Origin of the sequence: Paenibacillus salivarius (assembly GCF_051307165.1) — a bacterium.
Taxonomy (GTDB): domain Bacteria; phylum Bacillota; class Bacilli; order Paenibacillales; family Paenibacillaceae; genus Fontibacillus.
Genome location: NZ_CP195592.1, coordinates 155,001 through 181,559, shown reverse-complemented (window position 1 = coordinate 181,559; position 26,559 = coordinate 155,001). Strand labels below are relative to the sequence as shown.

Sequence of the window (26,559 nt, the reverse complement as noted above, 5' to 3'; positions counted from 1 at the left end):
TTCATGATGGCAACGAGGAACAAATTCAGCTTATTTCCGAAAAAGTACGGTCTATTCCCATACATGTGGCTGATCTATATCGCCCTGCCCATTTTTAATATCCGTAATGAGACCGGACTGAAGCTGTTTCTCGGCTATGCCATGATCGCCTTGTTCGTCGTCACCTATCGCCAGCTATATTCCGTTACGGGAAGGGCTTTCTCCTGGTGGCTCGCCTTGCAGATGTCGTTAATCGTCGTGCTCTGCTTATTCTACAGTCCGTACAATCTGTTCATGGGCTTTTTCACGGCAAACTTTATCGGTTGGTATACCGATCATCGCAAATTCAATACTTTCATGGCCGCCTTTGCGGTAGTGTTACTCATCCCGCTAATATTGATTTTGCCGGAACTTGCGCTCGGCGACATCGTCACCTTGTCTCCCTTTATGGTCTTGATGCTGGCTTCGCCCTTCGGGATCCGGTCCATGGCCCGCAGGCAAAGCCTGGAGCGGGAACTGGACGAGGCGCAGCAGCGGATTAAAGAGCTCGTCAAACGCGAGGAACGAATGCGGATTGCGCGGGATTTGCACGATACTTTGGGGCATACGCTGTCCTTGATCACCTTAAAAAGCCAGCTTGTGGAGAAGCTGGCCGTCAAAGACCCGGAACGCGCACAAAAGGAAGCTCAGGAAATCCAGCGGACTTCCCGCGCCGCCTTGCGGCAAGTACGCGAGCTTGTCTCCGACATGCGGGCCGTCAGCGTCGCCGAGGAACTGGCCGAAGCCGGGGAAATGCTGCGGGCCGCCGAAATCGCCCTTGAAGTGGAGGGGGACATCGAGCTTGGCGGCGTTTCCGACTTGATGCAAAACATTTTGAGCCTATGCATCAAAGAAGCGGTCACCAACATTGTAAAGCATAGCAAGGCCACTCTTTGCAAAATCGCAGTTACTGCCGGCGAGGCGGATATCCGATTGACGATTGAGGATAACGGGATGGGCTGGAAGCTGCACGAACCGGGGAAATCCCCGTCATTGTCATCGTTGCCTGCATCGGACCAGGCTTTCGGAGGCAACGGGCTGAAAGGCATGGCCGAACGGCTTTCCTTAATTGAAGGCTCCCTGGCCTTGTCTTCGCTGGAGCCGAGAGGAGCGCGGCTGTCCGTTACCGTTCCATTGGTCGTTAAATCACAAAAGGAGGATGAAACCGCATGATTCGTATTGTCATCGCAGAGGATCAGCGTCTGCTAAGGGGTGCGCTCGCTTCCCTGCTCGATCTGGAAGACGACCTTGAAGTGGTCGGACAGGCGGCGGACGGCGCCGAGGCGCTGGACCTGATTGAGCAGCTTAAGCCGGATGTTTGCCTGATGGACATCGAGATGCCCCGACTGAGCGGGCTCGATGCGGCCGAGCGGCTGCAAGCGGCGGACTCCCCATGCCGGGTCATCATCCTGACCACGTTTGCGCGGCCGGGGTATTTTGAACGGGCGGCCAAATCCGGCATCCGCGGCTACCTGCTCAAGGACGAATCCAGCGACAAGCTGGCCGAAGCGATCCGCCGCGTCATGGACGGCCACCTGGAGGTGTCGCCGGAACTCGTCTTCGGCAGCCTGCGGGAGGAGAACCCGCTGACCCCGAGAGAGCAGGACGTCCTCCGGCTTGCGGCGGCCGGCCAAAGCGCCGGCGAAATCGCCCGTGCCCTGCACCTTTCCTACGGCACCGTCCGCAATTATATTTCGGAAATCTTGAACAAGCTTGACTCAAAAAGCCGGATCGAAGCCATCCGCATGGCCGAGGAGAAGGGCTGGATTTGAGGAGGGCTAAAGGAATCGCGGAGGAACGGGAACGCCCTGAAAATCGTTAGGGTCTATACTTCGAGTATTGTCCCAGTTCCTCCCGATTCACTTCCGAGATCAATTTCGCGGAACCGTCCGTCAATCGGTATCTGAACTTTTTGAATTGATCCGACGGCTGCTCTCCGATCACATCGAAGCTCTGCCCGTCTTTTTTCCATAAAATAAACGCCGTAGTTATAAACTTCGGCTCCGCGGATAAGGTTAAAGCCGACTTCTTGCCAAAGTCATAGGCTCCGATTCGGCTGCTGCTCGTGTCGCGGTAACCAAAGGCCAATATATTCCCCTCGGGAGACCACTGATAACTGTGGATCGTCTCCGCCTCCAGGCTGTTTTTGGCGACAAGCTGATTCAGATCGGTTTGTTTACCGGAAATTAAATCCATCACAATGACCCGGTTCCCCACATTCGTATAGACGAGCTCCAAAGCCAGATACTGCCCGGAAGCGGACAAGGACATGCTCCGGATATCGTTAGGCTTCGCGGATAACTCCACCGGATACGCGTGATCTTGGACCTGCAGGGAAACCGACGAAACGAAGTACTTCCCGTCCGCTCTCTCATCCCCTTCCGTCTCTCTCTTCTCGAAACTCAGCGTGAATCCGTCAAGCGCCCATTTTTGAAGCGTTCCGTTCTCCTGCTTCTGAACCTTTGCTTCCGGTAAATCATACTCCTCTTCCGATACATTCCGGGAGGTGATGTTTACCGTCTTTTGTGCGGAACTATACTCCACTTGATAACCTAGAGCTTCGGTGACAAAACGGATGGGAACGAGGATTCGGCCATGGCTGCTCTGTGCCGGGATTCCCATTTCACGGGCCTTTCCGTTCACGTAAGCCGTTCGGCTGTTAACTTTGATTTCCGCGGTATCTCCTTCTTTGTTCCGGATGGACGCGGTGCTTGATGAGGCATCCCAAGTGTACGTCAGTCCCAAGGAAGACAAGGCGCGAATGGGAATCAACAAATTGCCCTGGTCAATCAGCGGCGGAACATCCATCTTCACCTGACTGCCGTTTATGATGATTTGGATGGAGGCGGATCCCGATCCTTTTCCATTCGCGGCCAATGTTTGCGTTGGAACCAGTCCTCCCCCAACCATAGCAATGGCAAGCAGAAATAAAGCGATACGTTGTCTCATAATTACTCTCCTTCCTAAGCAAGTGTCTAATCGGGTTTACTAAAATATAACAGTTCCTATCTCCAAAAAGTTTCACCCCAAGGTAAACGGAAAGCAAAAAAAGCCGCCCCCATTAAGGAGGCGCTGCTTTGTCAATGTGTACGAAAACACGACTATAATATTACGTAAAACTGGCTACTCCGCTCATTCTAGTCGAAAATTCATACATAATGGTCTGTAATTACGGCCAAATGCCAATTTGTGTACGATAAATCGTACAGAAATGATCGAATTTCGCCAAATGCCCGATTTATGTATGAAAAATCATACAAAAAGCCCTTCCCGTTTGCATATCCGGCCGAAACCGGGTAACAAACAAGAAGGGCTTCTATTTCGTCAAGAACGCTACTCGTTCAGCGTCTCGCTCCAGTCATGCACCATGCTGCCTTCGAGGTATTTCTCGCAATCCATCGCGGCCATGCAGCCCGAACCGGCTGCCGTGATCGCTTGGCGATAGCGGGTATCCTGCACGTCGCCGCAGGCAAATACCCCGGGGATATTCGTCTCCGTCGTTCCCGGCTTTACCACGATGTAGCCGTGATCGTCCGTTTCGATCGCCCCGCCCAAAAACTTTGTATTCGGCGTATGTCCGATCGCTACGAACACGCCGTCGGCCTCGATCAGCTCTTCCTGGCCGGTCTCATTGTTGCGCACCTTCAAACCGATAACCTTACCGGTCTCGTCGGTATCGACCGAGAGCGGCGCCCGGTTCAGCGCCCATGCTACCTTCTCATTGGCTTTGGCGCGGTCCTGCATGATTTTGGAGGCGCGCAGTTCATCCCTACGATGCACGATCGTCACCGTGGATGCAAAACGGGTCAGGAAGTTCGCTTCCTCCATCGCGGAGTCGCCGCCGCCGATCACGACGATCTTTTTCCCGCGGAAAAAGAATCCGTCGCAGGTAGCGCATGTGCTCACGCCGCGTCCGACATTTTCCTGCTCGCCGGGAATGCCGAGATATTTGGCGGAGGCTCCCGTCGACAATATCACGGTTTCCGTCTCCAGCTCTTCCCCGCCTTCGAGCCGCACCTTAAACGGGCGTCCCGAAAAATCCACCTGCTCTACCCAGCCGCTGCGAAATTTCGCGCCGAAACGCTCGGCCTGCTTCCGCATATTGTCCATCAATTCCGGGCCTTGAATCCCTTCGGGAAATCCCGGAAAATTCTCCACCTCGGTCGTCGTGGTCAACTGGCCGCCCGGCTGTACTCCCTCAATGACAAGGGGGTTCACATTGGCCCGTGCCAAATAAATGGCCGCCGTCAGCCCCGCCGGGCCGGTCCCGATAATAATCGATCTATACATGGCGCCGCCTCCTCGAATAACCTTATCCAAACTCCACTATCTAAGTTTTACCCAAGTTGGACTTGCTTTACCCGCATGGAAGATTACTGGACCGAAGGAAAGATAGCCTCTATCTTTTCCTTCACTCCGCATACCTCGTCGATCCGGCGCGTATACCGCCGTGCCGTCGAAGCCGAAATACCGTAACGTTCCGCCACGGCTTCATAAGTTACCGGCCTGCGGTGAATTTTTGCCGTTAAATATTCCAGCGCCGCCGCCCATCCTTCAATATGCGTAATTTCAGGAACTTCCGGATATAACAGGGTGAGAAATTCCGCCCATAACGTCTCCAGATCATGCTGCTGTTGTAAATCAAAGCTCCGCTTCATCTGCCCCAGCGCCAAATCGACGACCGCCTGCCACTCGCTTTTCCACACCGGCAAGCCGGAGGCCACTTGGCTAGGGTCGACCAGCTTCGTTATCGCGCCGGAACGAACCGGCAACGGATGGCTGACGCCCAGATTCCGAAGCACGAACAAGGCGATATCCTTCAAATAAGAATCCTCTTCAGGCTCAAGCAGAAATTCCTTCAACGCCTCTTCGACTTCCTTGTCCGCGATTAAGCCAAACGCTTGGATGACCTGCAGTTTCGTCTTATTGTCTCCATGACGCAGCGCCCAGATGAAGGACGAGCGCACGAGCGGATTCGTCGCGATTTCCGAAGCGATATTTTCCGTGGACAATTCCCAACTTTTAAACTGTTCTTCAAAAGGAAGATGATAATGATAGCTCACAGGCAAGGATTGGGATGCTGCCGGATTTCCGTTCTCGTTCAGCTCGTTCCGCTCTTTCAGGCGGTGCAAATAAAATTCGGCGACGCCGTTTCCGGGGTCAAGCCTTTTTACTTGGTTCCACAAGGACTGGGAAGCCTCGAAATTCCGCATATGGTACGCGGCGACCGCCGCATAATGGTATATCGACGGGTCCCGCTCAAGCCGCTGATCCCGGATCAGACGGATAAAATGCCCGTATGCCGCCTCATGCTCTCCCAAAATTCCCATCGTCGTCGCCAGCTTAAGCACATGCTCCTGATGGAACGGGACGATTTTTCGCAGACGTTGGGCCAGATCCCGCAATCTGTCGCGCTCACCCATATGCTGATAAAATATCGCCAGATTGCAGAGCCCATGCAGATTGCCCGGCTCCCTCTCCAGCACCTCGCCGATCGCATCCAGCGCTTTAGGGAATAAACCGAGGTAATAATAACCCAGCGCCAAATTGTTGCGTGCCGCATGAAAATCCGGTTGTTTCTCCACGATTTCCTCCAGCAGCTTGACCGCCTGAGAAAACTTCCCCTCCTCCAAAAGCGCCCGGGCCTGGTCGTGTTCGACCACACCCTCCATCGCTTTGATGCTCGTCACTTTCGTCGGACGGTCCAGCTCGTATTGGAGCAGGTCCATCATCTCTTCCGCCTCGGCCAAAAACTGGCCGTTTTCGTCCTTTTCCAGGTACGTGATCAGCGCCTCTTCCGCCGCCTCAAACATATCCATATTCGCATAGTTATTCGCCATATAAAAATAACATTCCGTCATGGTCGGATCGATGTCCTCCAAAATGACGGACAACGCGGCGTTCGACGCCTCGTAATCCCCCATTTCCGACAAAATCCCCGCCATGTTGCAATGATTTACAGGATTATTCGGTTCGTACTCTACCGCTTTGCGAAAATATTTCAATGCCTTGTCGTATTGGTAACGGTCCAATGAAGAGACTGCCTTCTCAAAGAAAAAACCTGCGTCCATCGAGATCGGCAGAACTTTTCCCCGTTTCCCGTCCGTCTCTTGATTCTCTTTCAAACAAGGCACCTCCTATCCTACTTCAATGGTTCTCAATTATTTCTCCATCTCACAGTATACCATAGTGAAGGCGGTCCTCCCACGGAATTCCTCAGGGAAAATCACGCAATCCATAGGAATGTATACCAGAAACAGGGAATAGGCCGGCGGTGTCGAATAGATTATCAAAAAGAAATAATAGGGATTTTTTGGGGGAGGGGAGGAATGGCAGTGGAAATTGTCTGGGAAAATCTCGTATTATCTCTGCTTATATTGATGGTTCCGATTCTACTCATCGTATGGGCCGCCCGGTCCATCATCCGTCGGGGGAGACGCAAGTAACGGGGGGAAGTTATGAAAAAAAGAGCGAAATTTGCTGTTTTGGGGCTTTGCACGGGGATTTACTTAACTGTCGGCGGTTTTGGGTTATATGTTTATTACATCTTCCTGGCCATGAAAATCACTCACAGGAAATATCTATTGGAAACTGAAGAATTTTTAACTGAGTCCCCTCCGTATCCTTTAATCTTTCATATGGGCTTTATTATTTTGTTAGTTGCATATTTGGTGCTTGGCTGTTTTCTGGTTTACAAGTGTCTGAATCAGCTTCGCTTCGTCAATTATCCCTTAATGTCACTGGGACTTCTTGTAATCCTTGCATTCTGCGGCCATTTTGTCGCCAAGGAAGGTATTATATTTTGGAATGCAACTCCTCCAATGAGCAAACAAAAAGCAATTTCGCTCGCAATAGAGAAAAATGAGTCGACCAGTAGTCATTTATTTAAGAGTATCCACTGGGATAAAACAAATCACTACTGGATCATAATTTTCTCAAATACAGAAAATACCGTGTGTGAACAGGTGACTATTTCCAGGCTGGGAGTTATCAGCGAAATTATCCCATGCAAAGAATAAGATAAGCCGCCTGAACAGGCGGCCTAATTTATATTATTTAATATCTCCCTGCTCCAGCGGCACCATCGTTTTCCGGCGCCCCTCGAACGTCGCCAGCTTGCGTACCCCAAGCTCATACAGCAAGCTGCGGGCCTTGTCCAAATGCTCGCTCAGTTTAAGCGGGTCATGCGCATCGGAACCGACGGTTAACGGGATGCCCATCTGCACGGCGGCTTCCAGGATGCGGCGGCTCGGGAACATTTCCGCCACGGGCTTGGACAACCCGGAAGCGTTGAGCTCCATGGCCACTCCTGCTTCTTTGACCGCAGCTAGCGCCTTAAGCTCGAGCTCGATCGTTTCGGCTTCCCGCGCCGGATCCGGCCGGTTCCCGAAACGCTTGATCACATCGAGATGGCCCATAATGTCGTAGAATCCGGTCCGCGCCGCTTTAGCCACCGCGTCATAATAACGCTCGTAGACCGCAAAGACATCCTGTCCATCCCAATGGTGGACTTGGCGGAAGTCCGAAACATCCCATTCTCCGAGAAAATGAACCGACCCGATTACATAATCCCAAGGGTAGGCACGAACGATGCGTTCGATTTGCTCTTCCCAGCCTTCGATGTAGTCGCCTTCCAATCCGACCCGGACGTCGATTTGTCCGCGGTATTTTTCCTTTAGGCTGAAGGCCTCTTCCACATATCGAGGGAGCTCTTCCATCGGCATCGCCATTTCGGGATAATAGGTGGCCGGGTCAACGTGCAGCAAAGGCATATGATCGGAAAGCCCGATCTGGGACAAGCCGATCTCGATTCCCCGCTTGACGTACTCCTCCAGCGAGCCGACGGCATGTCCGCAACGGGCGTGATGCGTATGGTAATCGATCAGCATGTTTGGGCTCACCTGCCTAATCCCGGCGCGGCCGCTCATGGCGACGTTCCAGCTCCCGCATGATTTCATCGAGCGGCAAATCGCGCTCGCGCAGCAGCACCAGCAGGTGATAGATCAGGTCGCTGACCTCGTATCGGAGTTCGTCGTTATCTCCGTTTTTGGCCGCGATGATCGATTCGGCGGTCTCTTCGCCGACTTTTTTCAAAATCTTATCGATGCCCTTATCGAACAAGTATGTCGTATACGCGCCTTCCGGACGCTCCTTATAGCGTTCCGCGATCAGCTGCTCCAACTCGGCCAGCACGGCAAAGCGGCCGGCACCGTCCTGTTGCCCGGCGGCCTGCTGCACCGGAACGAATTCCGTCCATCCCGTTGATGCTCCTTCGCCGATCGCTGCCGTGCGGAAAAAACAGGTATCTTCTCCGGTGTGGCACGCCGGACCTTGACGATCCACTTCCACGAGCAAGGTATCGCCGTCGCAATCATAACGCAAAGAACGGATCTGCTGAGTATTGCCGGAGGTCGCCCCTTTGTTCCACAACGCCGAGCGCGAACGGCTCCAGAACCAGGTCTGGCCCGTTTCGACCGATTTGCCGAGCGAATCCCGGTTCATATACGCGAGCATCAACACTTCCTTGGTCGAAGCGTCTTGAACGATCGCCGGAACGAGCCCTTGCGCGTCCCATTTGATGCTTTGCGTCAATTCCTCAAGCGGCAGCGTAAGCCGCAGCGGTTGTTGTTCTGTCATCGTATTTCCACCCCTCTAGACTTCAAGTCCCGCTTCAAATCCGGTACCGCAATTTCTTTATAGTGAAAAATCGTCGCCGCCAAGGCGGCATCCGCCTTCCCTTCGGTAAACACCTCGTAAAAATCGTCCGGCTTTCCCGCACCGCCCGAGGCGATGACCGGAATGCCCACGGACTTGCTCACCGCACTGGTCAACGGCAGATCGAAGCCGTCCTTCGTTCCGTCGGCGTCCATGCTCGTCAGCAAAATTTCGCCCGCGCCGAGCTTCTCGGCTTCCTTGACCCAATCCAGGGCTTTGATTCCCGTCGGTTTGCGGCCTCCATGCGTAAACACTTCCCACTCGTTCCACTCGGGATTAAACTTGGCGTCCACCGCAACGACGATACACTGGGAACCGAAGCGGCGCGCGCCATCCGAAATCAGCTGCGGATTGAGCACCGCCGCGGTGTTGATGCCGATTTTATCGGCTCCCGCCCGCAATATCCGCTTCATATCGTCGACATGCGAAATTCCTCCGCCCACGGTGAACGGGATGGCGATTTCTCCAGCCGTTTGCCGGACGACTTCGATCATCGTAGCCCGGCCTTCGTTAGACGCGGAAATATCGAGAAACACGATTTCGTCCGCTCCCTCGCGGTCATATAGCGCCGCCAGCTCCACCGGGTCCCCGGCATCGCGGAGATTGACAAAATTGACGCCTTTGACGACTCTTCCGTCCTTTACGTCAAGACATGGAATAATACGTTTGGCCAGCATCGTTCGCCCAGCTCCCTCCGGTTATTTTTGCGCGGCCGAAATCGCTTCGATCGCTTGGGCGAGATCAATACTGCCGGTGTACAGCGCCTTGCCGACAATCGCCCCGCCGATACCTTGGTCCGCGTAAGCGGCCAATTTCAAAAGATCGTCCTGCACCGTTACGCCGCCCGAGGCAATGACCGTCCGGCCGGATGCCTGCGCGAGCGAGCGGATCGCTTCCACGTTCGGTCCCTGCATCATACCGTCCCGCGAAATGTCCGTAAAAATAAACGTCTCCGCTCCTTTGGACGCCAGTTCCTTTGCCAGCACTTCGGCTTGAACCTCGGAAGTTTCCAGCCAGCCGCGCGTCGCGACAAAACCGTTCCGGGCATCGATGCCGATAGCCACCTTGTCCCCGTAGGTGCCGAGCACCGCTTCGGTAAACTCGCGGTCCTCAATCGCCGCCGTGCCGATAATGACCCGGCTCACGCCGAGACCCAGCAGCCGCTCGACATCGGCCAGCGTCCGCAGGCCGCCTCCAACCTGCACCGGCACTTGCACGCTGCGGGCGATCTCGCCGATCAGCGCGTCGTTCACCGGATGGCCGGCCTTCGCCCCGTCCAGATCCACCAGGTGGATGAACGATCCGCCCTGCGCCTCCCAAGAGCGGGCCACCTCCACCGGATTTTCGTTGTATACCGTTTCGCGGGCATAGTCCCCTTGCACGAGCCGCACGCATTTTCCGCCCCGGATATCGATCGCCGGGTATATCACGAATGAAGACATTTTTCTTCCTCCCGCATTTTTCTAATAAGTATGGACGCCGAACCGAACCAAGCCTGATACATGCCTTAACGCAACGTCCGCTCCCCTTCATTGGAAAAAATCCAACCAAATCAGGCTGAAGAGCACCCCAAGAATCACCTGATTGGAAAAATTCCAATCATTTGGTCCGAATCCGGCCCTTTTCGCTCCTATTTAGGGAAAATGATTGGACAAAATCCAATGAAGGAGCACATATGCACCTACCAAGGCATCCTTGATTAGATTTTTTCCAATCAAGATTCTGCATCGGATGCTAAAGCTACTAAATCTATGGGTACATCGTGCCATCCACGTAAAGATCAGCCATTCTCAATCGCACAAAAATATTAAGCCGTCCCGACCGCGCCGCGCTCGGCCAGCACGAGGAAATTCCGCAGCAGCGCCATGCCGAGCTCTCCGCTCTTCTCCGGGTGGAACTGCATGCCGTACACATTGTCACGGCCGACGATCGCCGTGACCGGGTGGCCGTAATCCGTAACGGCCAGCAAGTCCCCGTCCCGCTCCGGCAGCACGTGATAGGAATGGACAAAGTACACATGTCCTTCCTCAAGGCCCGCCAGGAGCGGGCTATCCGGCTGAAGGAACTCCAGCCGGTTCCATCCCATGTGCGGCACCTTCAGGCTGCCCTCACTGCCGGCGGCGGCACCGGCAAAGCGCACCGCTTTGCCCGGCAAAATGCCGAGGCCCTCGTTCCGCCCATGCTCTTCGCTCTCGCCGAAGAGCAGCTGCATGCCGAGGCAGATGCCGAGCAGCGGCTTACCGTCCGCGGCCGCCTTGCGCACCACGGCGTCCAGGCCGGAGGCGCGCAGATGCTCCATCGCGTCGCCAAAGGCACCGACGCCCGGCAGCAGCACGCCGTCCGCGCCGAGGATCGCGTCAGCGTCCCCGGTCACCAGCGCCTCGTATCCGAGCCGCTCGACCGCCTTGCTGACGCTGTGCAAATTGCCCATGCCGTAGTCGACTATCGCAATCGTCACCTACAGCACTCCCTTCGTCGACGGCACGCCCGTCACGCGGGGATCAATGCTCGTCGCCTCGTCGATCGCGCGCCCAAGCGCCTTGAACACCGCCTCGATCATATGATGAGTATTCTGACCGTAATGTACGATCACGTGCAACGTTATCCGTGCTTCCAACGCCAGCTTCCACAGGAACTCGTGCACGAGTTGGACTTCGAAGCTTCCGACCCGGTCAGTCGGATACTCCGCGCGGTATTCAAAATGCGGCCGGTTGCTAATATCGATCACGACCTGCGCCAACGCCTCATCCATCGGCACGAATACGCTCGCGTACCGTTTGATGCCGCGTTTGTCGCCAAGCGCTTCGCGTAGGCACTGTCCGAGGCAAATGCCGATATCCTCCACGGTATGGTGATCATCGATTTCGATATCGCCATGCGCCTCTACCGCAAGATCGAAATGCCCGTGCTTCGTGAACAAATCGAGCATATGGTTCAAAAACGGCACATCCGTCGCAAGCTCGGATTTCCCCGTACCATCCACCGCAAACTGCAGCTTGATGTCCGTCTCGTTCGTTTTGCGGCTGATTTCCGCTCGCCGTTCCCTTACTTCCGCATTATTGTTTGCCATCGTCATCGTTAGCCCCCGCCTTTCCTTCTTTGCGCAGCCGGATTTCAATCGCCCGGGCATGGCCCTCCAGCCCTTCCCGGCGCGCCAGCTCCATAATCGTCGCCCCGTTTTGCAGCAGCGCTTCCTTGCTATAGTAAATCAGACTCGATTTCTTGATAAAATCGTCCACATCGACCGGCGACGAAAACCGCGCCGTGCCGTTCGTCGGAATAATATGGTTCGGTCCGGCAAAATAATCGCCCACCGGCTCCGAGCTGTACGGCCCGAGGAAGATCGCTCCCGCGTTCTCGATCAAACCGAGGTATCGCATCGGATCCTCCACGATCAGCTCAAAATGCTCCGGCGCCAGCCGGTTAATGACGCCGATTCCTTCCTCGATGGAATCGACCAGCACCACAGCGCCGTAGCCCTCAATCGAAGCGCCTGCGATCTCCCGCCGCGGCAGCTCCGCCAATTGGCGCTCCACCTCCGCCTGGCAGGCTTTCGCAAACGCCTCCGACGGCGTCACCAGAATCGCCGACGCCATCTCGTCGTGCTCGGCCTGCGACAGCAGATCCGCCGCCACATAGGCGGGATCGGCGCTGTCGTCCGCCAGCACGGCGATTTCGCTCGGTCCGGCGATGCTGTCGATATCGACCGCTCCGTACACCTCGCGCTTTGCCAGCGCGACGTAAATATTGCCCGGCCCGCAAATTTTATCGACCGGAGCAATCGTGTCCGTGCCGTAGGCCAGCGCCGCAATGGCCTGCGCCCCGCCGACCCGGTAGATTTCGTTCACGCCGGCCTCCGCCGCCGCAACGAGGATGTACGGGTCGATACCCGCTTTCCCGCCGGTCGCCGGCGGCGTGACCATCACGATCTCCGGCACCCCGGCCACCTGGGCCGGAATCACGTTCATCAGCACGGAAGACGGGTAAGCCGCCTTCCCGCCCGGCACATATACGCCGACCCGCTTCAGCGGCCGGATAATCTGTCCCAGCAGGCTGCCGTCCGGCTGCAGGTCCATCCAGGAATTGCGTTTCTGCCTGGCGTGAAAAGCCCGGATGTTCGCCGCGGCCGCCGAGATCGCTTCGACGAACGAAGGCTCCACCTGATGATACGCCGCCTCAAGCTCAGCCTTGGTCACCCGGAGCTCCGATGCCGATAGCCGAACGCCGTCGAACTGCTCCGAGTAGCTGAGCAGCGCGGCATCTCCTTCTCTTTTCACTTCCGAGACGATGGTCCGGACCACTTGGTTCTGTTCCGGCGATCCGTACTCCACCTCCCGCCGCAGATCGAATTCCTCCGCCTTAACTATTTTCATCCTGCAGCCCTCCTTCACCCTTGGTTACACTTCGCTTTTTTGCGGAATCACTTTGGCGAGCGCGTCGCACACCGCCTGAATTTCGGCGTTCTTCATCCGGTAACTGACCCGGTTGGCCACGAGCCTGCTCGTAATCTCAAAAATGCTCTCCATCTCGACCAGCCCGTTTTCCCGCAAGGTCTGCCCCGTCTCCACCATATCGACGATCCGATCGGCAAGACCGATCAGCGGTGCCAATTCGATGGAGCCGTTAAGCTTAATCACCTCGACCTGCTGTCCATGCTCCCTAAAATACTGCGATGCCACGTTCGGATACTTCGTCGCCACCCGCTGATGAATTCCCGGCTTCCAGTCCGGTAGCGCAATGACCGACATCCGGCACCGGGCAATCCCGAGGTCCAGTAGTTCGTAAACGTCCCGGTTCTCCTCCATCAGCACATCCTTGCCGACAATCCCGATATCGGCCACGCCGTATTCCACGTAAGTCGGCACGTCGACCGGCTTCGCCAGGATGAATTCCATGCCGATCTCCGGCAGCGGAATGACCAGCTTGCGCGATTCATCGACATCCGTCGGAATCTGAATGCCCGCTTCACGAAACAGGGCTGACGCCTTTTTATAGATACGCCCTTTCGGCATTGCCACTTTTATGATCTCACTCACAACAGCTCAGGCCCTCCTTTCGACCGCTATGCAGCACGCACGATATTGTTTAATGGGAAATCCTCCCGCTAATTTTGCGTATTTGTTTATTTTCAGCAATTTAGCCGGAAAACCTCCCTCTATTTCAGCTCAAAGTCACTACTTTCCGTCTAAACCGTAAAAATAGCACCGTATTTTCCCGTTATTTCTTCTCATCTCTTATACTTCATCAAAATATCGGGAGCTTTTCCTGTTAATTCGGGCAAGTTCTCAAAAACTCACGAACGTCCGGATCGCACCGTACGCCGGTCCGAGCGGCCCGGTGCGCACCTCGCGCGCCACCGTTTCGCCCAGCACCTCCGCCGGTCCTTCTACGTGACGCATCACTACGCTGCGTCCGCCGGCCCGCAGCCGCTCCGCTTCCGCGAACGCCAGCTTGCGGTTGGCTGCATCGTATTGGAGCAGCACCGGCAGCTCGCGCGTCACTTCAATGCCGTCCACGCCATCCAGAATCCGGTTCGTTTTCAGCGAGAAACCGGTCGCCGGGGCAGGACGTCCAAACTGCGAAAGCAGGTTGTCGTAACGACCGCCGCTGCATACCGGAAAGCCGAGCTCCGCGGCATACCCTTCGAACGTCATTCCAGTGTAGTACGAGAAGTCGCCGATCATGGTCAGATCGATCATCACATGCTGTGCCACACCGTAATCCTCCAGCGCATCCCATACCGCGCTCAAATGCCGGACCGCGTGCTGCGCTTCAGGATTGCCGCTCAACTCTAACGCCTGACGGCATACTTCCTTGCCGCCGCGGAGCCGGAGAATTCCCTCCAGCTCGGCGCGCTGCTCGGCCGACAAGGACAGGCCGGCCAACGTTTCGCGATACCCGACGTAATCCCTGTGCAGAAGCCCTTCCTTCAGCTTATCCCGGGCATCCTCCCGATCAGGCACGGTGTCTTCAAGCAGCCCGTTCAAAAAGCCGACGTGTCCGAGCGCGATTTTAAACGTCGAAACTCCCGCAGCCTTTAAAGAGGCGACCGCCAGCGCCACCACCTCGGCATCCGCCTCGGGGGAATCGTCGCCGACCAGTTCGACGCCGGTCTGGAAAAACTCGGCCTCCCGCCCCGCTTCCTCTTCAATCGCCCGGAAAACATTCGCGTGATAGGAAAGCCTAAGCGGCAGCGGCTCCTCTTTCAATAATGAAGCAACGACCCGGGCGATCGGGGCCGTCATATCCGAGCGGAGAACCATCGTCGTTCCCCGGTTATTCAGCAGCTTGAACAGCTTCTGGTCCGATGTCGAGCTGGCCACACCTACCGTATCGTAATACTCCATCGTCGGCGTCATGATCTGGCGGTATCCCCAGGCGCTCATACAATCCAGCACACTACGTTCAATCGCCCTCAGCTTCTCCGCCGCAAAGGGCAAATAATCGCGAACGCCGGCCGGTTTCTCAAAGCCCTTCGGTTTAGACAACTCGTTCACCTCGCATAATTTCTTTACTATATTAAAGTGCTACCATACTACCAAATTAAAGAATATGCCATATCTTATCATATCTTCTCAGCCATCGTCAACGTTGGCAAGGCCCATTCTCAAAAAGTCAGCCGCCGATTCCGGTGGTTTTTCAGACGTATCGCCAGGTTGAAAATGCGCACCTCAAAAAAAGCACACAAAAAAACCGGCCTGCAAGCAAACCGGTTTTTCCTGATTACATATGGACATTGGCACTCGGCGTTGAGCCGGTATCCATCCCCTTGGTCCCGGGTGTCTTCTTGAGCGATGCCGGCACATTCCCTAAGAACAGCGATGCGAAAGGGAGCCGCTTGAAACAAAATTGGGCGAAGATCCAAGACCCGAACAACGCGAGGGCCGAACCGCCGATGATGAAGAAGAAATAGGCCACGGAAAAATCCGCCCCCGCCAAAAAGTCGCGGAACCTCCGGTACACCAGCAGAATAACGGGGTGGAACAAATAAATGGCGAACGAAAGCTCCCCGAGCCGGGTCAACGCCTTGATCCAGAACGCCGAGCCCTTGCGGTACACCAGGAATGCCAACTTCATCAGCACCATCGCCGAGAGAAGAAGATGGATGTTCCAGATCACCTCAAACACGGTGGTCGTAGCGGTATACGCTCCGGTTCTGTACAAGTAGTACAATTGAACGTCCACCAAGGCAAAAATCAGCCAACTGGCCCAAAGCAGCACGGAACACGTTTTTTGGGTTTTGCCGGAATCCCGCCAATCCGTAGTCAGCCAGCCTTTAATCTGATCGAAATAAACGGCGATGACGGCCCCCAGCATGTAAAACGACATATATGAAGGAGCATAGCTCCCTTTATTCGGAAGATGCAAATTGTATTTATTCCAAAAATAAAATGCCCACTGCACCGCCAATCCGATCGGAAAAATCCATGCTACCGGCAACCTGCTCTTTTTCCAGGATTGAATCAGCCATAGGAACAGCGGAAACAGGATATAGAACTGGATGCTGATAAAAATGAAGTAAAGATGCGTGTAGGCACTCCCCGTCAACAGCTTGAAGCCTAAAGACTGCAGCAGCTCGGCGGGGGAATGATTCAAATAATCCCGCTGCACCACGACGACGGCTAGGTAATAACACAGAGATACGAGCAAATAGGGCAGGATAATATAAGTGAGCCTTTTTTTATAAAACCGCCCGATCAAATCCCGGCTTACCGGTTTGTCGACATAATTGTAGAAAAGGACAAAGCTGCTCAGGAAAATGAAAGAACTCGTCCCGATCCGAAAAAATATGTTCATCCAGTTATAAAAAAAGTACGCTTGCGATTCCACGGCTTGCCACCCGGCCGCAAAAGACGAGGCATGGACCTGTATCACGCAGAAAATGGCGAATGCCCGGAATAAGTCCAATTGCGGAAGCCGTTCTTTGACCTTTTCTCTCACATCATTAACCTCCAATTTTCTGTTGGCTTCTTGATGTTACCATATCTGTACCTTATTAGACGACGTCATAAATCATAAAGTTACGCTATCGGAATGTTCATGTCCGTTTTCAAGGCCTTCTTTTTCAGGGACGCCGGAACGCTGCCGAGGAACCAGGAGGCAAACGGAAGGTGTTTAAAGCAAAACTGTACGAATATCCATGAACCGAACAATGCGGCTATTGAACCTCCCGCGATATAGAAGAAATAGATCCAGGTGTTCGGATCCAGGGTATAACGGCTGCAAACGAACAAACGATATTCCCGTAATACAACAGGATGGAACAGGTATATGCCGAATGAAAGTCCTCCCAGCCGGGTCAACGTCTTCTTCCAGAAGCTCCGGGATCGCAGGTAAATTTGAAAAACAGCATGTAGCAAAACCAATATGGAGAGAACCATTTCTACCACCCACACGATTTCAAACGTAAGCGTGCTTGCGGAGTTTATGCCTCTTCTGAGCTCATACCACAATTGAATGTGATACATCGTAACGGCTATCCAGCTCATCCATAGAACGGCTATACCGAGGCGTCCTTTTCCCGATAGTCCCCTCCAGCCCGTATTCAGCCAACCGCGGATTCGATCGTAAAAGACGGCCATCACCGCACCTACCAGAAAATAAGAAATATAAGTCGGTGCGAAGCTCCCTTTATTCGGCAGATGCAGCCGGTATTTATTCCAGAAATAGAACCCCCACTGCAATCCGAAGCCGATCGGGATGGTCATCATCAGCCAAAGCGTGCGGTTGCGCAGTTTTTGCAGCAGCCAGAGCACAAGAGGAAACAGAAGATAGAACTGAATCATGATAAAAATAAAATAAAGATGCGTATAGGCCGTACCGTGGATCAGCTCCTTGCCGAACAACCGCAATTGGGTTCCTGCAGGCTCGGTCAGCAGCCGGCCGTTTTGCCAGGCGACCAATCCGTAATAGCAGCCGGAAACCAGGAGGTACGGGAGTCCAATGCTGACCAGTCTTTTCTTGTAAAACTTCACGAGCATGCTCCGGTTCAACGGCTTATCGAAATAGTTGTAAAAAAGGACGAAGCCGCTAAGAAATATAAATGAGGTCACCCCGAATTTAAATAAGATATTTATCGCGTTATAGAAATAAAACAGGGATGGCGATAATGTTTGTTCCGCCATCGTAACCGAAGTCGCATGCACCATGATCACGCTGAAGACGGCGAAAGCCCGGAATAAGTCCAACTGAGGCAGTCTCTCCTTTGGGCGTGGATTCATTTTGAACTCTCCCTAAATGTAGTTTTTCAACATATTTAGGATACACGCGCAAACTGAATCACAGCTGAGTGGAAGCTGAAAGTTAGAAAACAAAAAAAAAAAGAACCTCCAAATCCTTTTCAAGATTTAAAGATTCCTCATGCTTCCTTCCGGACTTTTCCGTTCCAGCACCCTGAGCGGGTTTCCTCCGACAAAGGTACCCGGTTCCACATCCTTATGTACTACCGAGCCTGCAGCCACCACGGCTCCGTCGCCGATCGTGACTCCGGGCAAGATCGTCGTGTTGGCCCCGATAAGCACCTCATCGCCGATGCGAACCTCGCCAAGCCGGTATTCCTTAATTAAATACTCATGCGCCAAAATCGTCGTATTGTACCCGATTACGGAGTTTCGTCCGATGGTGATCAACTCCGGATAAAACACATCCACCATGACCATCAGGCCAAAGGCCGTATGCTCTCCGACCTTCATGCCGAGAATGCGCCGATAAATCCAATTTTTCCAGGAGAGCACCGGACAGTACCTGCTGATCTGGATGAAAATGAAGTTTTTGACTCCCTTCCAGGCGCTAACCGTCCGGTACAACTGCCATAAAGCATTCGGTCCTTCGACCGGATATCTTTTTACCCTTCTCACTTGGCTACGTTCTCCCATCCTAACACGCCGAACAGGTCGGTCATGTCCTGAAGGATATAGTCGGGTTCGTACTTCTGCAGCACCTCTACCCCTTTAAGCGACCAAGCCACCCCGGCAGCCTTGACGCCTGCCGCTTTCGCGGATTGTATGTCCGCCGCGCTATCCCCCACCATCAATGTGCGGGTCGGATCGGCTCCGAGCTGCCGGATCGCGGTCAGCACCGGCTCAGGATGCGGCTTCGGGTTCTCCACATCCTGAACGGTTACGATAGCGTCCATATATTTCTTTAATCCGAACATCTCAAGCGCCCGCAGCGTTGTCGGTCTGATCTTGGTCGTGACGATGCCAAGCTTGATCCCCCGCTCATGAAGTGTCCGGATGACCTCATTCACATGCGGGAATTCGCGAACCATCTCGTCATGATGCAGGTTGTTGAACGAACGATAGTCGGTGATCAAGCCGGATACTTCATCCCTGCCCGAGAAAATCTGCATTTGCTGCTCCAGCGTCATCCCCATATGGGGGATGATTTGCTCCCTCGTATACGGCTGGCCTGGAAAATGTTTGTCCAGTACATGCAAGAACGTCGAGATAATCAGTTCATTCGTGTCGATGATCGTCCCGTCAAGATCGAATAATACAGTGTTAATCATGCGGTTACTCCTTTGTTGATGACTCCTTGGATCCTTCGCTATTGCTTTCTCTAGGGGAAACCGATGCTTCCTTGACCGGCAGTTCGGGTTCGACTTCCTTTACTCGCGTCGAAACGATCGGATCGCTATACCTTGGCAGGTCGCGAACCGTTTTGCGGCGGTAGATGATCAAAGCCACGGCAACCACGACGAACACGATGGCGAGCAATTGCGATATTCTCACATTGCCGTAGGAAGGAGCCAAATACCCCTGCTCGAAGCCGAACCATGTCATCGGCGTCCAAAGCCCGTTAACGAAGGATGCAAGCCAATCGGCGCCTTGGAAGCCCAAGCTGTCCGTTCTGAGCGCTTCGATGTAGAAGCGGCCGATCGAGTACCATATAAAGTAGGAAAGGAACAACTCCCCGGCCCGCAAAAACTTTTGTCTCCGCAAAACAAGGAGGATAATCAAGCCCACCAGATTCCACAACGACTCGTATAAAAAAGTCGGATGGTGGAATATGCCTTGGACATTCATTTGATCCACGATAAAGGAAGGCAAATGGAGATGTTCCCGTAAGAAAACCTCCGTTGTCGGACCGCCGTACGCCTCTTGGTTGACAAAGTTGCCCCAACGGCCGATCATTTGCCCGATAATCAGCGAAGGCGCGCAAATATCGGCGATTCGCCAAAAGTTATATCCGCGGCGGCGCACAAAAATAACCGCGCAAATAATAGCCCCGATCAACGCTCCGTAAATGGCGATACCGCCGTTCCAAATTTTAAAGATGTCGATCAGGTTGTGTTTGTAATCGTCCCACATAAAAGCGACATAGTAGATCCGCGCGGCAATAATGGCCGAAGGCACTCCCAGCAGCAGCAAATCCATAAAAAACTCCTGCGGAATGTTGAACCGTTTACCTTCCCAAATGGCCAGCAGAAGCCCCATTAATGCACCGAATCCCAAAATCAGACCGTACCAATGTACTTCAAGACCGCCGATCGAAAAAGCGATCGGATTCAATAACAAAGTGCCCATCATTCACGCTCCTAATCCAAATCGTCCATATCTTCCGAAATCGTCTCCGTCAGCTTCGTCGTAAACTGAAGGGCCGCATTATATCCCATCCGTTTCAGGCGGAAGTTCATCGCAGCCACCTCGATAATGACCGCCAGATTTCGTCCGGGACGGACGGGAATCGTGACTAGCGGCACATCGGTATCGATAATGCGCGTCGTCTCTTCGTCCAGGCCTAAACGATCATACTGCTTCTCCTGCTGCCACGCTTCCAACCTAACCACGAGAGTGATCCGCTTGTTGTTCCGGATCGCTCCGGCCCCGAACAAGGTCATGACATTAATGATGCCCACGCCTCGGATTTCGAGCAAATGGCGGATCAGCTCCGGTGCCGTGCCGTGCAGCTGATTATCCGAGGTTTGGCGGATTTCTACCGCGTCATCGGCAATCAGGCGGTGGCCCCGCTTAACGAGCTCGAGGGCGGTTTCGCTTTTCCCGATGCCGCTGCTTCCCGTAATCAGCATGCCGACGCCATAGACGTCGACAAGGACGCCGTGGATCGTCGCTGTCGGAGCCAGCTTCCGCTCCAGAAAACTGGTGATCCGGCTGGACAGGATCGTTGTCGCCATACTGCTTCGCAGTACGGGGATATTTTTTTGGGAGCTAATGTCGATTAACTCCTGCGGAACTTCCCAGGATCTTGTCACAATGATGCATGGCGTCTCATCGCTGCTGCACAGCCGCTCCATCCGGTCCTTGCGGTCCTGAAGCGGAAGCATTTCATAGAAGGCCAGCTCCGTTTTTCCGAGAATTTGAACGCGCTCCGGCGGATGGTATTCGAAATACCCGGCCATTTCAAGCCCCGGACGATACAAATCATCTACGGTGATGACCCGTTTCAGTCCCTGCTCGCCGGAAACAACCTCCAGCCCGAATTGGTTCACCAATTCCGATACCTTTACTTTTTTAGCCATGGGGTTCTTCCTTTCTGCAATATGTAAACACATACAATGCCTCTGTCGTTGTATTCATCGTATAGGAAATTGGGGCGTAAATCAATCACAACGCCCGATCCGTTGACATTAGGGAACCCGCGAAAATTCCCCGATATTAAAAAACCGCCCCGAAGGGCGGTTCATGATGCGGATTCTTGTCGATTAGGAAAAGAATACGTTCAATTCGGATTCTTTGTCGAAGATATGAATTTTGTTCATATCGATCGCCAATTTCACATTGTCGCCTTCGCGGGTGTTGGAACGTCCGTCCACGCGTGCGATCAATGGGGAAGAGCTTGCCAAGTACAAGAGCATTTCGTGACCCAGGTTCTCGGTTACGTCTACACTTGCGGTGAAGATCGTGTTAGGCGATCCTTCCAGGAAGATCGGCTCTTCGTGGATATCTTCAGGACGCACGCCCATGATCACTTCTTTGCCGTTTACGTAGCCTTTTTCTTTCAAAATGGAAGCTTTGCCTTGAGGTACTTCCACTTTCAAAGCATCGGATTGGAAGTATACGGATCCATTTTGATCAACCAGTTTACCGTTGATAAAGTTCATTGTCGGGGAACCGATAAATCCGGCAACGAAGATGTTTTGCGGTTGGTTGTAAAGCTCTTCAGGAGAAGCGGCTTGTTGAATGATACCGTCTTGCATAACTACGATCCGGTCACCCATCGTCATGGCTTCCGTTTGGTCATGTGTTACGTAGATGCAAGTCGTTTCAAGACGTTTAACCAGCTTCGTGATTTCCGCACGCATTTGACCGCGGAGTTTAGCATCCAAGTTGGAAAGAGGTTCGTCCATGAGGAACACTTGAGGATCGCGGACAATCGCGCGGCCCAAGGCTACCCGTTGACGCTGACCACCGGAAAGAGCCTTCGGCTTACGGTCAAGCAAGTGCTCGATATCGAGAATTTTCGCTGCTTCGCGAACGCGTTGATCGATTTCTTCCTTCTTCACTTTGCGCAGTTTCAAACCGAACGCCATGTTTTGATATACGTTCATGTGCGGATACAAAGCGTAGGATTGGAATACCATCGCGATATCGCGGTCTTTCGGAGCCACGTCGTTGACAACGCGGTCGCCGATGTACAGTTTGCCTTCGGAGATTTCTTCCAAACCTGCGATCATCCGCAATGTAGTGGATTTACCGCAACCGGAAGGACCTACCAGCACGAGGAATTCTTTGTCTTTGATATCAAGGTTTACGTCAATTACTGTTGCTTTGTCGGCACCTGGGTATTTTTTATAAATGTGTTCTAAGCGTACGCCTGCCATTTGGATAGCCTCCTAAGTATAATTTAATATTTAATGGTTTATGAAATCGGATACAATTTACACTTACTATATTACCTTTATGGGCATGAAACCGCTATACACAAATTGCACAAAAATCCTAAACCCTTTTTGTCACTTTGTACAATAGCAGCTCTAGGTTCATAAGTACGGCATCTCTAAACGTACGGACATCGAGTCCCGTCTCTTGTTTGATCTTATCGATTCTATACAGAAGCGTATTTCGGTGAATGTAAAGACGCTTTGCCGTTTCGCTGACATTGCAGTCCATTTGAAAAAAGGTTTCCAACGTTGCCATCATCTCTTCGTCCGAGAATATTCCAGCGTGCCCGCCCGCCTCAGTAACGAAACGTTGCCGTTCCGTTTCCGGTATGGAGAAGACCAAACGCTCCAACTTGAGATCCCAAGGCAAATGAATATGCTCCGTAACTCGGAAAAGATGGCCGATCACCAGCGTTTCATGCAAGAAAGCCGCGGCCTCCGCGATCTGCCCGTCATTCACGAACAACTCATGCACGGCCAAATGGCAACCGCCGACGCCCAATTCGTTAGAGATCAATTCATACAATCCCTCGCATAAAGCGCCCAAAAGCTCACGCTGCGTGTCTGCCCCCTCTTCGCTCTGTTCTCGCAAGTCCGCGAGCAGCGCTTCGCTCACCAGGATCATCCAGCTTTCTTTTAGCGGAACCAGCAGAAGATCGCCGCCAAAATAACTTCGAAGAAGTTTGTAAAGCTTGGAAAAAGGAACTTCCTGTGCCGGCCGGTTATCCCAGCTCAACAACAACGGCAGCAAAGGATGCGCAAGGCGAGGTTTTAACGCAAAATCATCGGGGACCTGACGCTGAAAATCTCCCTCTTCTAAGCGGCTTTGAATCCACTCCCCCAACTGAAGGCTTTTGGCCTCCTCATCCTTTTTCGGACTTGGAGTCTTCATCCGCTGCTCCTGTTCCTTTGCGCCGGCAAGCAAAAGCTCTACCAATCCGGCTTCCCTTTCCGTCAGGCTATCCGATTCCGTCTCGATAATCTGCACCTCAGCGGCACTTTCCCTCAACAACCAAACAAATCTGCCGTTGCTGCGGTAAGCGCCCGGATAGGTTTCCGCACCGCCAGCCATGATGGACTTCCATTCGTTCATCCCGATCACCGAAACGGTCAAAGAAATACCCAGAATCTCTTCCACCTGTTTTTTCAACGCGTTGATTTCCATTCTGTAATGCCTTTCCCATTCGAATAATTTTCTTTACATTACAGTCATTTTATCATAACCCATACGGCGAACGGTAATGCCATACGGGCGGTTGCTTGTCGAAAAAGCAAAAAAGCCGCCAACCGAAGTTGACGACTTTTAAGATGAGCCATGAAGGACTCGAACCTTCGACACCCTGATTAAAAGTCAGGTGCTCTACCAACTGAGCTAATGGCTCAAAAAAAATGGTGGAGGCTGATGGATTCGAACCACCGAACTCGTAGAGAGCAGATTTACAGTCTGCCGTGTTTAGCCACTTCACTAAGCCTCCAGGTTATGCCGCATTAAGACCGTAGCCTTAAGGAACATAAAGTGGCTCGGGACGGAATCGAACCGCCGACACGAGGATTTTCAGTCCTCTGCTCTACCGACTGAGCTACCGAGCCATATGAAATTGGTCAAAAAAATAAAGTGGTTAAGTTGTAACTTTCCCACTTCACTGTGGAAATATGCTTTTTGTAAAAATGGCGGAGCCGACGGGATTCGAACCCGCGGTCTCCTGCGTGACAGGCAGGCATGTTAGGCCTCTACACCACGGCTCCGCATTTGGTAAAGATGGTGCCGTCGAGAGGACTTGAACCCCCAACCTACTGATTACAAGTCAGTTGCTCTACCAATTGAGCTACAACGGCACGCTATGAAATTTAAATGGTGGAGGCTGAGGGGATCGAACCCCCGACCCTCTGCTTGTAAGGCAGATGCTCTCCCAGCTGAGCTAAGCCTCCAGGTAAATATGGTAGCGGCGGAGGGGATCGAACCCCCGACCTCACGGGTATGAACCGTACGCTCTAGCCAGCTGAGCTACGCCGCCATATATAATTAAGCTTGTACAAATGGCGGAGAGAGAGGGATTCGAACCCTCGCACCGCTTACGCAGTCTAACCCCTTAGCAGAGGGTCCCCTTATAGCCACTTGGGTATCTCTCCAAGCCATAATTCAAGGTTTAATCCTTGAAAACCGGATACGAAACTTCATTTGCGTGTTTAGTTCTTTGGATAAGCCCTCGACCGATTAGTACTGGTCAGCTCCACACATTGCTGTGCTTCCACCCCCAGCCTATCAACCTCGTCGTCTTCAAGGGGTCTTACTAGTTGGGAAATCTCATCTTGAGGGGGGCTTCACGCTTAGATGCTTTCAGCGCTTATCCCGTCCGCACTTAGCTACCCAGCTGTGCTCCTGGCGGAACAACTGGTGCACCAGCGGTGCGTCCATCCCGGTCCTCTCGTACTAAGGACAGCTCCTCTCAAATTTCCTACGCCCACGACAGATAGGGACCGAACTGTCTCACGACGTTCTGAACCCAGCTCGCGTACCGCTTTAATGGGCGAACAGCCCAACCCTTGGGACCTACTTCAGCCCCAGGATGCGATGAGCCGACATCGAGGTGCCAAACCTCCCCGTCGATGTGGACTCTTGGGGGAGATAAGCCTGTTATCCCCAGGGTAGCTTTTATCCGTTGAGCGATGGCCCTTCCATGCGGTACCACCGGATCACTAAGCCCGACTTTCGTCCCTGCTCGACTTGTCAGTCTCGCAGTCAAGCTCCCTTATGCCTTTGCACTCTTCGAATGATTTCCAACCATTCTGAGGGAACCTTGGGGCGCCTCCGTTACTCTTTAGGAGGCGACCGCCCCAGTCAAACTGCCCGCCTGACACTGTCCCCGCACCGGATCACGGTACCAGGTTAGAACTCCGATACGATCAGGGTGGTATCCCAACGGCGCCTCCACCGAAGCTGGCGCTCCGGCTTCCTAGGCTCCCACCTATCCTGTACAAATCGTATCAAAGTCCAATATCAAGCTGCAGTAAAGCTCCATGGGGTCTTTCCGTCTTGTCGCGGGTAACCTGCATCTTCACAGGTATTAAAATTTCACCGGATCTCTCGTTGAGACAGCGCCCAAGTCGTTACGCCATTCGTGCGGGTCAGAATTTACCTGACAAGGAATTTCGCTACCTTAGGACCGTTATAGTTACGGCCGCCGTTTACTGGGGCTTCAGTTCATAGCTTCGGGATTGCTCCCTAACCACTCCCCTTAACCTTCCAGCACCGGGCAGGCGTCAGCCCGTATACTTCGCCTTGCGGCTTCGCACAGACCTGTGTTTTTGCTAAACAGTCGCTTGGGCCTTTTCACTGCGGCCCCCTCGGGCTATTCACCCTACCGAGGCACCCCTTCTCCCGAAGTTACGGGGTCATTTTGCCGAGTTCCTTAACGAGAGTTCTTCCGCGCGCCTTAGAATTCTCTTCTCGCCTACCTGTGTCGGTTTGCGGTACGGGCACCTTCACCTGGCTAGAGGCTTTTCTTGGCAGTGTGAGATCATGACCTTCGGTACTGTAAATTTTCCCTCCCCATCACAGCCCAGCCTTAACGATGTGCGGATTTGCCTACACATCAGCCTCACTGCTTGGACGAGCATCCATCAGCTCGCGTCACTACCCTACTGCGTCACCCCATTGCTCATAACGGTTTACGGTGGTACAGGAATTTCCACCTGTTGTCCTTCGACTACGCCTTTCGGCCTCGCCTTAGGTCCCGACTTACCCTGAGCGGACGAACCTTCCTCAGGAACCCTTAGGCTTTCGGCGGATCAGATTCTCACTGATCTTTTCGTTACTCATACCGGCATTCTCACTTGAATGCAGTCCACCAGTCCTTCCGGTCTGACTTCAACCCGCATTCAACGCTCCCCTACCCCTGATGCAAAGCATCAAGCCATAGCTTCGGTGGTGTGTTTAGCCCCGTTACATTTTCGGCGCAGAGTCACTCGACCAGTGAGCTATT

The 26,559-nt window shown here is 53.4% G+C and carries 23 protein-coding genes, 8 tRNA genes and 1 rRNA gene (1 of these 32 cut by a window edge); 3 read left to right on the top strand and 29 right to left on the bottom strand.

The annotated features are described in order from the left end of the window. The first annotated feature begins 3 nt into the window (after window positions 1-3). Window positions 4-1,191 (top strand): sensor histidine kinase, encoded by a 1,188-nt coding sequence (locus tag ACSFXJ_RS00900; protein ID WP_435923364.1) that lies wholly within the window; start codon window positions 4-6, stop codon window positions 1,189-1,191. Continuing rightward, complete coding sequence (locus ACSFXJ_RS00895; RefSeq protein WP_435923363.1) at window positions 1,188-1,790, top strand: response regulator transcription factor; 603 nt, start codon at window positions 1,188-1,190, stop codon at window positions 1,788-1,790. Before ACSFXJ_RS00900 ends, ACSFXJ_RS00895 begins: the two co-directional genes overlap by 4 nt. A gap of 46 nt (window positions 1,791-1,836) precedes the next feature. On the opposite strand, the gene ACSFXJ_RS00890 is transcribed toward ACSFXJ_RS00895, so the two are convergent. The 3 genes from ACSFXJ_RS00890 to ACSFXJ_RS00880 form a co-directional block, all read right to left on the bottom strand. Beyond that, on the bottom strand, window positions 1,837-2,967 hold the full coding sequence (locus ACSFXJ_RS00890) for a stalk domain-containing protein (protein WP_435923362.1): 1,131 nt from the start codon (window positions 2,965-2,967) through the stop codon (window positions 1,837-1,839). A gap of 384 nt (window positions 2,968-3,351) precedes the next feature. Continuing rightward, entirely contained in the window at window positions 3,352-4,308 is a 957-nt protein-coding gene (gene trxB / locus ACSFXJ_RS00885; RefSeq protein WP_435923361.1) for a thioredoxin-disulfide reductase, read from the bottom strand. A gap of 83 nt (window positions 4,309-4,391) precedes the next feature. After that, window positions 4,392-6,143 (bottom strand): tetratricopeptide repeat protein, encoded by a 1,752-nt coding sequence (locus ACSFXJ_RS00880; protein WP_435923360.1) that lies wholly within the window; start codon window positions 6,141-6,143, stop codon window positions 4,392-4,394. A gap of 333 nt (window positions 6,144-6,476) precedes the next feature. Here ACSFXJ_RS00880 and ACSFXJ_RS00875 point away from each other — a divergent pair, with 333 nt between their 5' ends. Continuing rightward, window positions 6,477-7,037, top strand: a complete 561-nt coding sequence (locus ACSFXJ_RS00875) for a hypothetical protein (RefSeq protein WP_435923359.1) — start codon at window positions 6,477-6,479, stop codon at window positions 7,035-7,037. 33 nt (window positions 7,038-7,070) lie between these two features. On the opposite strand, the gene hisJ is transcribed toward ACSFXJ_RS00875, so the two are convergent. The 26 genes from hisJ to ACSFXJ_RS00745 form a co-directional block, all read right to left on the bottom strand. Continuing rightward, entirely contained in the window at window positions 7,071-7,907 is an 837-nt protein-coding gene (hisJ, locus tag ACSFXJ_RS00870) for a histidinol-phosphatase HisJ (RefSeq protein ID WP_435923358.1), read from the bottom strand. Window positions 7,908-7,923: 16 nt separating this feature from the next. After that, window positions 7,924-8,655, bottom strand: coding sequence for a bifunctional phosphoribosyl-AMP cyclohydrolase/phosphoribosyl-ATP diphosphatase HisIE (gene hisIE / locus ACSFXJ_RS00865; protein ID WP_435923357.1), 732 nt, complete (start codon window positions 8,653-8,655; stop codon window positions 7,924-7,926). Further along, on the bottom strand, window positions 8,652-9,410 hold the full coding sequence (gene hisF, locus ACSFXJ_RS00860; RefSeq protein ID WP_435923356.1) for an imidazole glycerol phosphate synthase subunit HisF: 759 nt from the start codon (window positions 9,408-9,410) through the stop codon (window positions 8,652-8,654). Before hisF ends, hisIE begins: the two co-directional genes overlap by 4 nt. Before the next feature lie 21 nt (window positions 9,411-9,431). Beyond that, window positions 9,432-10,175 (bottom strand): 1-(5-phosphoribosyl)-5-[(5-phosphoribosylamino)methylideneamino]imidazole-4-carboxamide isomerase, encoded by a 744-nt coding sequence (gene hisA, locus ACSFXJ_RS00855; RefSeq protein WP_435923355.1) that lies wholly within the window; start codon window positions 10,173-10,175, stop codon window positions 9,432-9,434. A gap of 365 nt (window positions 10,176-10,540) precedes the next feature. Next, on the bottom strand, window positions 10,541-11,191 hold the full coding sequence (gene hisH / locus ACSFXJ_RS00850; protein ID WP_435923354.1) for an imidazole glycerol phosphate synthase subunit HisH: 651 nt from the start codon (window positions 11,189-11,191) through the stop codon (window positions 10,541-10,543). Continuing rightward, on the bottom strand, window positions 11,192-11,809 hold the full coding sequence (gene hisB / locus ACSFXJ_RS00845; protein WP_435923353.1) for an imidazoleglycerol-phosphate dehydratase HisB: 618 nt from the start codon (window positions 11,807-11,809) through the stop codon (window positions 11,192-11,194). Continuing rightward, window positions 11,790-13,106, bottom strand: coding sequence for a histidinol dehydrogenase (gene hisD / locus ACSFXJ_RS00840; RefSeq protein WP_435923352.1), 1,317 nt, complete (start codon window positions 13,104-13,106; stop codon window positions 11,790-11,792). The genes hisB and hisD overlap by 20 nt, the downstream gene beginning before the upstream one ends. Before the next feature lie 24 nt (window positions 13,107-13,130). Further along, window positions 13,131-13,769, bottom strand: a complete 639-nt coding sequence (hisG, locus tag ACSFXJ_RS00835; RefSeq protein ID WP_435923351.1) for an ATP phosphoribosyltransferase — start codon at window positions 13,767-13,769, stop codon at window positions 13,131-13,133. A gap of 249 nt (window positions 13,770-14,018) precedes the next feature. Continuing rightward, complete coding sequence (locus ACSFXJ_RS00830) at window positions 14,019-15,221, bottom strand: ATP phosphoribosyltransferase regulatory subunit (protein ID WP_435923350.1); 1,203 nt, start codon at window positions 15,219-15,221, stop codon at window positions 14,019-14,021. A 235-nt stretch (window positions 15,222-15,456) separates the two neighbouring features. Further along, the gene (locus ACSFXJ_RS00825; protein ID WP_435923349.1) at window positions 15,457-16,674 is read right to left on the bottom strand and encodes an acyltransferase; all 1,218 of its coding nucleotides are present in this window, start codon (window positions 16,672-16,674) and stop codon (window positions 15,457-15,459) included. Between the two features lie 80 nt (window positions 16,675-16,754). Next, the gene (locus ACSFXJ_RS00820) at window positions 16,755-17,954 is read right to left on the bottom strand and encodes an acyltransferase (RefSeq protein ID WP_435923348.1); all 1,200 of its coding nucleotides are present in this window, start codon (window positions 17,952-17,954) and stop codon (window positions 16,755-16,757) included. 126 nt (window positions 17,955-18,080) lie between these two features. Then, entirely contained in the window at window positions 18,081-18,590 is a 510-nt protein-coding gene (locus ACSFXJ_RS00815) for an acyltransferase (protein ID WP_435923347.1), read from the bottom strand. Further along, window positions 18,587-19,243, bottom strand: coding sequence for a pyrophosphatase PpaX (gene ppaX / locus ACSFXJ_RS00810; protein WP_435923346.1), 657 nt, complete (start codon window positions 19,241-19,243; stop codon window positions 18,587-18,589). Before ppaX ends, ACSFXJ_RS00815 begins: the two co-directional genes overlap by 4 nt. Before the next feature lie 4 nt (window positions 19,244-19,247). Next, the gene (gene lgt / locus ACSFXJ_RS00805; protein WP_435925650.1) at window positions 19,248-20,261 is read right to left on the bottom strand and encodes a prolipoprotein diacylglyceryl transferase; all 1,014 of its coding nucleotides are present in this window, start codon (window positions 20,259-20,261) and stop codon (window positions 19,248-19,250) included. An 11-nt stretch (window positions 20,262-20,272) separates the two neighbouring features. After that, window positions 20,273-21,214 carry an HPr(Ser) kinase/phosphatase gene (gene hprK / locus ACSFXJ_RS00800; RefSeq protein WP_435923345.1) on the bottom strand — a complete coding sequence of 314 codons (942 nt, stop codon included), beginning with the start codon at window positions 21,212-21,214 and terminating at the stop codon, window positions 20,273-20,275. A gap of 183 nt (window positions 21,215-21,397) precedes the next feature. Next, entirely contained in the window at window positions 21,398-22,516 is a 1,119-nt protein-coding gene (locus ACSFXJ_RS00795) for an ABC transporter ATP-binding protein (RefSeq protein ID WP_435923344.1), read from the bottom strand. Between the two features lie 118 nt (window positions 22,517-22,634). Next, window positions 22,635-23,741 (bottom strand): PucR family transcriptional regulator, encoded by a 1,107-nt coding sequence (locus ACSFXJ_RS00790; protein WP_435923343.1) that lies wholly within the window; start codon window positions 23,739-23,741, stop codon window positions 22,635-22,637. A 144-nt stretch (window positions 23,742-23,885) separates the two neighbouring features. Next, a tRNA-Lys gene (locus ACSFXJ_RS00785) sits at window positions 23,886-23,958 on the bottom strand. Between the two features lie 8 nt (window positions 23,959-23,966). Further along, window positions 23,967-24,051 (bottom strand) — tRNA-Tyr (locus ACSFXJ_RS00780). Window positions 24,052-24,093: 42 nt separating this feature from the next. Continuing rightward, window positions 24,094-24,166: transfer RNA gene (locus tag ACSFXJ_RS00775), tRNA-Phe, on the bottom strand. 79 nt (window positions 24,167-24,245) lie between these two features. Beyond that, a tRNA-Asp gene (locus tag ACSFXJ_RS00770) sits at window positions 24,246-24,322 on the bottom strand. Between the two features lie 14 nt (window positions 24,323-24,336). Beyond that, window positions 24,337-24,412: transfer RNA gene (locus ACSFXJ_RS00765), tRNA-Thr, on the bottom strand. A gap of 17 nt (window positions 24,413-24,429) precedes the next feature. Continuing rightward, window positions 24,430-24,505, bottom strand: a tRNA-Val gene (locus ACSFXJ_RS00760). A gap of 9 nt (window positions 24,506-24,514) precedes the next feature. Continuing rightward, window positions 24,515-24,591: transfer RNA gene (locus ACSFXJ_RS00755), tRNA-Met, on the bottom strand. Between the two features lie 23 nt (window positions 24,592-24,614). Beyond that, window positions 24,615-24,706, bottom strand: a tRNA-Ser gene (locus ACSFXJ_RS00750). Window positions 24,707-24,771: 65 nt separating this feature from the next. After that, window positions 24,772-26,559, bottom strand: a 23S ribosomal RNA gene (locus ACSFXJ_RS00745) (it continues 1,143 nt past the right edge of the window).